Origin of the sequence: Chrysosporum bergii ANA360D, from assembly GCF_029891735.1 — a bacterium.
GTDB lineage: Bacteria > Cyanobacteriota > Cyanobacteriia > Cyanobacteriales > Nostocaceae > Umezakia > Umezakia bergii.
Genome location: NZ_JANQDH010000007.1, coordinates 1 through 7,488 on the forward strand (window position 1 = coordinate 1; position 7,488 = coordinate 7,488).

The 7,488-nt window shown below is 42.0% G+C and carries 6 protein-coding genes, 1 tRNA gene and 1 pseudogene; 2 read left to right on the forward strand and 6 right to left on the reverse strand.

The window, feature by feature from the left end; translation table 11 throughout:
- The coding region (locus tag NWP17_RS00665; RefSeq protein ID WP_342393993.1) for a helix-turn-helix domain-containing protein at positions 1-108 on the reverse strand (108 nt) is incomplete at its 3' end.
- Between the two features lie 23 nt (positions 109-131).
- Between NWP17_RS00665 and NWP17_RS00670 the strand changes: the two are divergent.
- Positions 132-302 (forward strand): annotated as a pseudogene (locus NWP17_RS00670) (transposase); the annotation flags it as partial.
- A 156-nt stretch (positions 303-458) separates the two neighbouring features.
- Here the strand turns inward: NWP17_RS00670 and NWP17_RS00675 are convergent.
- The 5 genes from NWP17_RS00675 to NWP17_RS00695 form a co-directional block, all read right to left on the reverse strand.
- The gene (locus tag NWP17_RS00675; RefSeq protein WP_280652991.1) at positions 459-950 is read right to left on the reverse strand and encodes an AAA family ATPase; all 492 of its coding nucleotides are present in this window, start codon (positions 948-950) and stop codon (positions 459-461) included.
- A 144-nt stretch (positions 951-1,094) separates the two neighbouring features.
- Positions 1,095-2,540: a glutamate--tRNA ligase gene (gene gltX, locus NWP17_RS00680; RefSeq protein ID WP_280652992.1), complete on the reverse strand. Its 1,446-nt coding sequence runs from the start codon at positions 2,538-2,540 to the stop codon at positions 1,095-1,097.
- 98 nt (positions 2,541-2,638) lie between these two features.
- A tRNA-Asp gene (locus NWP17_RS00685) sits at positions 2,639-2,712 on the reverse strand.
- A 164-nt stretch (positions 2,713-2,876) separates the two neighbouring features.
- Entirely contained in the window at positions 2,877-4,067 is a 1,191-nt protein-coding gene (locus NWP17_RS00690) for an esterase-like activity of phytase family protein (RefSeq protein WP_280652993.1), read from the reverse strand.
- Positions 4,068-4,111: 44 nt separating this feature from the next.
- Complete coding sequence (locus NWP17_RS00695; RefSeq protein ID WP_280652994.1) at positions 4,112-5,620, reverse strand: TM0106 family RecB-like putative nuclease; 1,509 nt, start codon at positions 5,618-5,620, stop codon at positions 4,112-4,114.
- Positions 5,621-5,962: 342 nt separating this feature from the next.
- Between NWP17_RS00695 and NWP17_RS00700 the strand changes: the two genes are divergently transcribed.
- Entirely contained in the window at positions 5,963-7,159 is a 1,197-nt protein-coding gene (locus NWP17_RS00700) for an aminotransferase class V-fold PLP-dependent enzyme (protein ID WP_280652995.1), read from the forward strand.
- Positions 7,160-7,488: the final 329 nt, after the last annotated feature.

Below are 7,488 nucleotides of genomic sequence, written 5' to 3' on the forward strand. Positions count from 1 at the left end.
ATTCCAGACAACTCTTACACAACCATACAACCGAGCTAAACTCTGTTGCTGTTGGTCTGTGGGGTAAAATCTGTACTGATATCTAGCTTTCATGCTTTGTGCTAACATTAATCTGTTAAAATAGATTATACATTGTTAATGCTTTAAAAGGTGTGTCTAGCCGTAGATACGGTCAAGGTGGATTTCCTAAACCCTATGGGGAGCAAGCTTTATGGAGTCCTAGTTACTTTCTGTCTTCTGTTGGTGGTGCGCCACTTCAGGTGCTGAAGAAATATATCCAGAATCAAGAAAAGCCGTCCTAGAACGACGGGGTTTTCAACCCATTTTTTTGATAAACTTAAACTTCCTGTTATCTTCTGCCCCTGGGTGAGCTTATATATTGCCGGGTTAAATCCCAAGCATATAGCCCCCTGGTTTTAAATTAACAGAGATTCCAAGAATTTATGTGTGGTTCCCGCTTACTCCACCAGCGCAATTTCCGTACTCCTTTTTTCGGGAAAACAAATCAACTGGTCTATTCCTTCTTCTAGGCTAGGGGGAGCTTCCCGGAGTTGACGATACATTCGCAAAATCACCTCCTGGGGAACTTGGCGTTCACGCCTTTGATTGCGAGCTAAACACAGCCACACAGGAGTTCTCACCCATAACCCCGTAATGTGTGTAAAACCTATCTCCCTGGCTGAGGCTATCACCTCACGACGGTTCCTTCTTTGGGCATTGGTAGCATCAAAAATTGTCGTTTTACCCCCAGCCACTGCTTGTTGAAATTGCTGTTGTATTTCTTGCCAAATTAGCAGCCACGGACCTTGAGTGGCTTCTGAGCCAAAAAGCTGTCCCCTAATGGTATCCGTCGAAATCAACAGCCTTTGGGGGCATTCTGCCACTAATTTCTGTGCTAAAGTTGACTTACCGCTACCAGGTAGACCAATGAGTAAAAATAGTTTAGTCACATGAACTACCTACTGGTCAAAGACATTTCGTTTTTGTCCCGCTATCCATCCCCACCCTAGACAAAGATGGGGATTTTCGCGCATATTTGTCAATAATAACTCGGCTTTGGTTGAAACAGTAAGGTAAAGTTGACGGTGCAATCTCTAACTCACTGCTGCTATAGCTTGCTGTAAACGTGGCTTGTCTAAACTAATTTGATGCAAAAGTAACCAAGATTGGATTAAGTCCGGTCCGTGAACATCTCCTGTCAAGGCGACTCTGAGCGATCGCATGACTACGCCTTTCTTCAGTTTTTGCTCCTTCACCACTTGTTTAATAATCTCTTGGGCGGTGGTTTCCGAGAATTGGGGCTGGTTTTCCAAAGCAGTGATAATTCCTTGCAGTGCTGGAATTGAACCTTCTTTTTCCAGTTGTTCCCTACCCTCTGGGGTGATTTCCACCGTTGTGGTGAAGAAAGGTTGACTCATAGCCACAGCATCCACTAAACGACTTAAACTCTGGCTGATTAAGTTAACTAACTGTTCTAACCAAGAACGTTCCCGTCCACCATCTAATCTAAATCCTGCTTCTTGCCAAAAAGGAATAATTAAATCTGTCAGTTTATCTACAGGCATAGTATGAAGATACTGACTATTTAACCAATCTAGTTTAGCCCAGTCAAATTTAGCCCCAGCCTTGTTAACCCGCTCAAAACTAAACTCCTTAGCTGCTGTGTCTAGAGTGAAGATTTCCCCGGTGGATTCCGGTGATGACCAACCCAGTAGAGTCATGTAATTCACTAACGCTGGTGCTGTGAAACCCATTTTTTGAAAGTCACAAATAGAAGTAACGCCATCCCGTTTAGAAAGCTTGCGCCCTTCCATGTTCAAAATTAGGGGAGTGTGGGCAAATTGGGGAATTTTTGCCCCCATGGCTTCATATAAGAGAATTTGCTTGGCGGTGTTGGCTATGTGGTCTTCTCCCCGGATCACATGGCTGATTTCCATATCTATATCGTCAACCACTACTACAAAATTGTACAACGGCTGACCAATACCTGTTTCCGACGCGCGGGCGATGACCATATCACCACCTAGATCACTACCCCGCCAACTCATAGTTCCCCTTACTAAGTCGTTCCAGACAATTTCTCGCTCATCATCTATTTGGAAACGAATTACACAGCCGCGCCCTTGGGCTTGGAAGGCTGCTTCTTGTTCCGGTGTCAAGTGACGATGGCGGTTGTCATAGCGGGGGGCCTCCCCCCTGGCTTTTTGGGCTTCTCTTAGTGCGTCTAGTTCTGCCGATGTGGTATAACAGCGATAGGCTAATCCCTGTGCTAACAGTTTTTCCACCGCTTGTTTATATATGTCTAGGCGTTGGGATTGGAAAAATGGCCCCTCATCCCAATTCAGCCCTAACCAGCGAAAACCTGTGAGGATGTTTTCGGTGTATTCGGGACGCGATCGCTCTAGGTCTGTGTCTTCTATGCGGAGAATAAATTTCCCTCCGTGGTGGCGGGCAAATAGCCAGTTAAACACTGCTGTTCTGGCTGTACCAATATGTAGGTTTCCGGTTGGACTCGGCGCAATACGGACTCTGACAGTCACTGTTAATTCTCTCTTTCACGAACCATCATAAATGTAGCTTATATCAAGCCTACAGGAATGCAAAAGTTGTGATTCAAACTGTCAATTTAAACTCCCAACGGGACTGACGGGGCTCGAACCCGCAACTTCCGCCGTGACAGGGCGGTGCTCTAACCAGTTGAACTACAGTCCCTTGATTTGCAACTTTCCTATTATTGCTTTTTTATTTTGACTTGTCAAGTCTTTTTTAGGAAAAAAGCAAAATTTTTTTTTGGCTCTTTTGAAATAAGCTGACCCCCCCATTATAGCACAGAGTTTGACACTCCTCCATGGCCATAGTCACTCATGATCAACATCTTAGCGCTGTGAAGGACTCATTAAACGATCTAGTAGTCTGAGCAGTGGTGATTTGATTTTGAGTTTAAAAGCTAGAACTTGGTTGCGTTGCAGGGAGTTAAAGTTATTATCACTGATCAAGATGAGCGATCGCCCCCCACCCGGTAAAGACGGTCCCATGGTCAATCCCTCAACATTGTCTAATAATATACCTGACTTCCTCAAGTTTAATAACAGTTTTTTCCTGACTGGTTTTATTTTTTGAGAATCAATACCTAAAACGCTGTTAGTGTTCTGAATTTCATCTGCGCCTTCTAAGGAAACTTCATATAGAGAAACACCAAATTGTAAGCTATTAAAAAACCGTTCTATACTAACGAAGTGTCCCTGATTGTCTAGGGCTAGCAAGTCAGTTAGTCCACTAGTAAAAAAACTACCAAAATTGGTACTTGTAGATACTGGTTCAGTTATGTATAAAAATTCCTTTTCTGGTTGATTGGTTAAGAGGTTGTATTGCAAAATTCGGCAAGGGGTACTAACATTAGGTTTGGCTGCGGTGCCATCTTGAATGAGAGCATTTTCCGTAGCTGTGAATAAGTGTCCGTTGTCGGGTGTGATAGTCAGGCTTTCAAAGCCTTTGTTGTCCCTAATCCCTTGTTTACCGTTTTTATCTGGTAAGAATTTGTTGGGTATGGCTAATGTTTTAACCAATTTACCAGAAGCAATAGAGAATTCTTGAATAAAAGGATTGATTAATTTTTTAACATCACCTTCAGAGGAAATAAACAGAGTGTCATTGTTAGTTAAAGCAAGAGCCTCTGTATCGGTTTCACCCGGAAGAAAGGGTTGATTATTTTGATTTAAAAGAGTAGTTACACCAAGTATAGTAATATCACTATTTTCTAGTTTCCCTTTACTGAGGTCTATTTTCAGACTGTAAAATCGTGCTGCTGCTTTTTCTCCCCTGTCGTCGGAAATGGCATAATACAGTTGTTTTTTTTCATCGTAGGTAATTCCAGATAAGCCCCCAACTTCTGTGTTCTCAATACTTAAATTATTGGGTAAAGCGGCCTCACCAATAAATTCTATATCACTAATTTCTATGGCATTTACTTGTGCATTGGTTACAAGTATACTAATACTGATTATCACAATTGCCATGGCAATGTAAATTATGGAAAGTTTGGGTAAGGGTTTTTTACTCAGTTTCATATTTTTTGATTGATGGTGTTAAGTTACCGGGAAGTTACCGATATTTAATTAGATGGGGGAGTGTGAATCTGCACAAATGCAACTAGCCAATCTTTGACATGACGAGTAGCACGACAGTCATCTTCGTTATATCTTTGAATCAATTGTAACAAATTGCGATCGCCAGTTTCTAACCATTGATCATACCAATAAATACATTTAGCACCACTGGCTTCTTTTTCCCGCCATTCAAAGCCTAACCACCGGGCGATCGCTTTGAGCGCGTAACTCTCTATGGGTAGAGCAACGCTTTTAATTAGTTGTTCATATACATCCACCAAGCGGTTTAAGACAGGATTAACCAAAGAATTGGGCGTGTGGTAAACCTTAGCCAGGCGTTTGATTGTATCAAATTCGTAAACGCAAAAATGATAGATTGGTGCTTGGGGATATTGCCAAACCAAGTCCAGGAATTGTTTCCAAATTAATTCTTCCTGTTCTGGTGTTTCAGCCATAAAGGAATAAAATTGTTCTGTCTTGGCTTGTTTGTCTACAACTAAAACGCCCAACAGATAATCTAAATCTAAGTCTGGCTGTGCTTCAATGTCAAAATAAAGCTCTACAGGAGCAGTGAATGTAACTTCCCTTCTGGGTAGAGCATGGGGTAACACAAGTGGCTGTTTTTGCAGTACAGATTGGGCTTGTACTATCAGTTTGGCTGCTACTGCCGGGTCGAAACCAGGTAAACTTTCTAGGATCAGAGAGTTGGTGTGGGCTAGGGTTTCCAGGCTGTTAATAGATAAAGCTTGCAGTTGGCTGTGGCGAATGGGGGTAACTCCTGGTAGTAGGGAGAGGTGTTGCTGTGATTGGGCGATGCTGTAACATTGACTATACCAATGGCAAAGATTGCACTTTTGCCGGGATATGAATATTTCCGGTGGTTGAGGTAATTCTAATACTTGGATTAGCTCTGACAATATGTTCTGCATTTGTGGTATCCATTTGGATAAATCCACGGTGTATTGTTTATCTTTAGTACGCAGGATTAGCCCCGCTGTTTCAGGGGGGATGTCTTGTATTTTTGCTAATACTTGAGCGTGAAAAGCAATAACAACTTGATATTCCTGCTTAGGACGTTTACCTAATTCTATATTGACCGGGACATACATCCAATGGCCAAACCGAGACTGTCCTGGTTGTTTGATCAGCAAGTCCGGACAGCTGAGGAATGTGTATTTACCATATCCCTGGGATACAGAAGTATCTTCATTTTCCGGGTTTGCTAAATCTTGGTAATTAGCTAACAGCACCCCCCGGTAAATGTAGTCAACACCCCGCTGCATTAATTCTAAAGTTCCTGCTTCACCTGCTTTCCAGTTACCTCGTGGGTAGTCTGGTTGGCAATAATCACTCAATTCTGCTAAAATACTGAGACGATGAGCGGTTTTATCTTGTTGTAATTTGAATAGTAACTCATTAGGAGCATCACGCTGAGATATGTCGCCCTGAGTATCTAAAACAGGCCGCCGTTTACAGCGTTGATATTGGAGTAAATGTTCAGCATTGATTAACATTCCTTTACGTTAACAAGAATTAGCATGATCTGGTAATGATGAATATATAGCATTTCTTAAACAAGTGAGATACAATTATAAAGGTATTGGGTCAAGGAAACGGCTAGTTTATTCTAGACCGTTATGCACCTCCCACAAACCTGGCGTATAGTATCACTCTAAAGGTACACAGTATGGACACATGGAACGAGGTAACCCCTTGCTAGCTATTCGGTCGGGTGACTGACCGGCTTAGTTTAATAAATAGTTTAATAAATAGTTTAGTGAATATTGTAGTGCAGGCATCTTCCCTAATGATGTACCTCGCTGGGGCAAAATTCCCCATAGGATTTTGAAGTGTTTATGAGTAATATTTCCGTGGGACACACTAACTTACATCAGCATAGAGAACAATTTCCTGCTTTGGGGAATAAGATTTATTTTAATTATGGTGGACAGGGACCAATGGCGCAAAGGGCTATGAATGCCATCACTCAGGCTCAAGCTGATCTTCAAGAAGTAGGACCTTTTGGTTATGAAGCTTTTGCTCAAGTCACCACAGCCAAAGATAGCGTGAAAGGGGCGATAAGTTCCCTGCTGCAAGTCGCGCCAGAAACTATTAGTTTGACGGAAAACGTAACTATGGGCTGCAATATTGCCATGTGGGGTATACATTGGCGTGCTGGCGACCATATACTGCTTTCTGACTGTGAACACCCAGGAGTAATTGCTACATCCCAGGAAATAGCCCGCAGATTTTCTGTGGAGGTGACCATTTGTCCCTTGAAAGAAACTTTAAATGAGGGTAATCCTGTAGCCGTCGTTGCCCAACATTTACGGGCTAATACTCGCTTGGTGATTTTAAGTCATGTGTTCTGGAATACTGGACAAGTTTTACCACTAGAGAAAATTGTTGACCTATGCAGAGCTAATGGTTCCTTGATTTTAGTAGATGCTGCTCAGTCTGTGGGTTTATTACCTTTGAATTTAACCCAACTGGGGGTAGATTTTTATGCCTTTACCGGTCATAAGTGGTTGTGTGGTCCTGGAGGTGTGGGTGGTTTATATGTTCGTCCGGAAGTGAAAGAGTATTTACAACCCACGTTTATTGGCTTGCGTGGGCTTGTGGTGGATAGTAAAGCCCAACCTGTCAGTTGGCAACCCGATGGGCGAAAATATGAAGTGTCAACATCAGCAATTCCATTATATGTTGGTTTAACAGAAGCGATCGCTATTCATCAGCAATGGGGAAATTCACAACAACGTTATCAGCAAATTTGCCGTAAGAGTGAGTATCTGTGGTGCCAATTAGCCACATTACCCAACATCCAATGTCTAGGAACATCCCCACCAGCAAGCGGGATAGTTTCTTTTCAACTCGCTGAGAAAAAATCGGGGGTGCATTTACAGTTAGTACAGTTTTTAGAATCACAAAAAATATTAACTCGCACAATTGCTGATCCTGATTGTATCCGAGCTACAGTACATTATTTAACTTTAGAATCAGAAATTGACAAATTAATTGAGAGTATAGAAACATTTACTCAATTGTTTTTTTAACACAGAAAAAGAAACAGATTTAGATAAACCCCCAACAAATAAACAACAAACCTAACATCAAAAATGCCAACAAATGAATTTCCCGGCTTAAAGACATTATAGATATATAAAAGTCAGTTGTTTTTAACCGACTTTAGCTATTAGCCGGGGAATTTATTCCCCGGCTATATTCCCTGGATAAATTGAATAATCTAACCCCGAATCACAGTAATATTTCTCCCCATAGGACTAACAGCAATTTCCGTAGTAGTTCTCTCACTCATGGGGGGTATATCAGGGCGACGGTCAAAAACCACCAGCCAACCTGTATTTAAATGTAAACCAGATAA

Coding starts and splice junctions, on each gene's coding strand:
- NWP17_RS00690 (WP_280652993.1), bottom strand. CDS start 4,067: ATGAAACTGAGTAAAAAACCCTTACCCAAACTTTCCATAATTTACATT.
- NWP17_RS00695 (WP_280652994.1), bottom strand. CDS start 5,620: ATGTTAATCAATGCTGAACATTTACTCCAATATCAACGCTGTAAACGG.
- NWP17_RS00700 (WP_280652995.1), top strand. CDS start 5,963: ATGAGTAATATTTCCGTGGGACACACTAACTTACATCAGCATAGAGAA.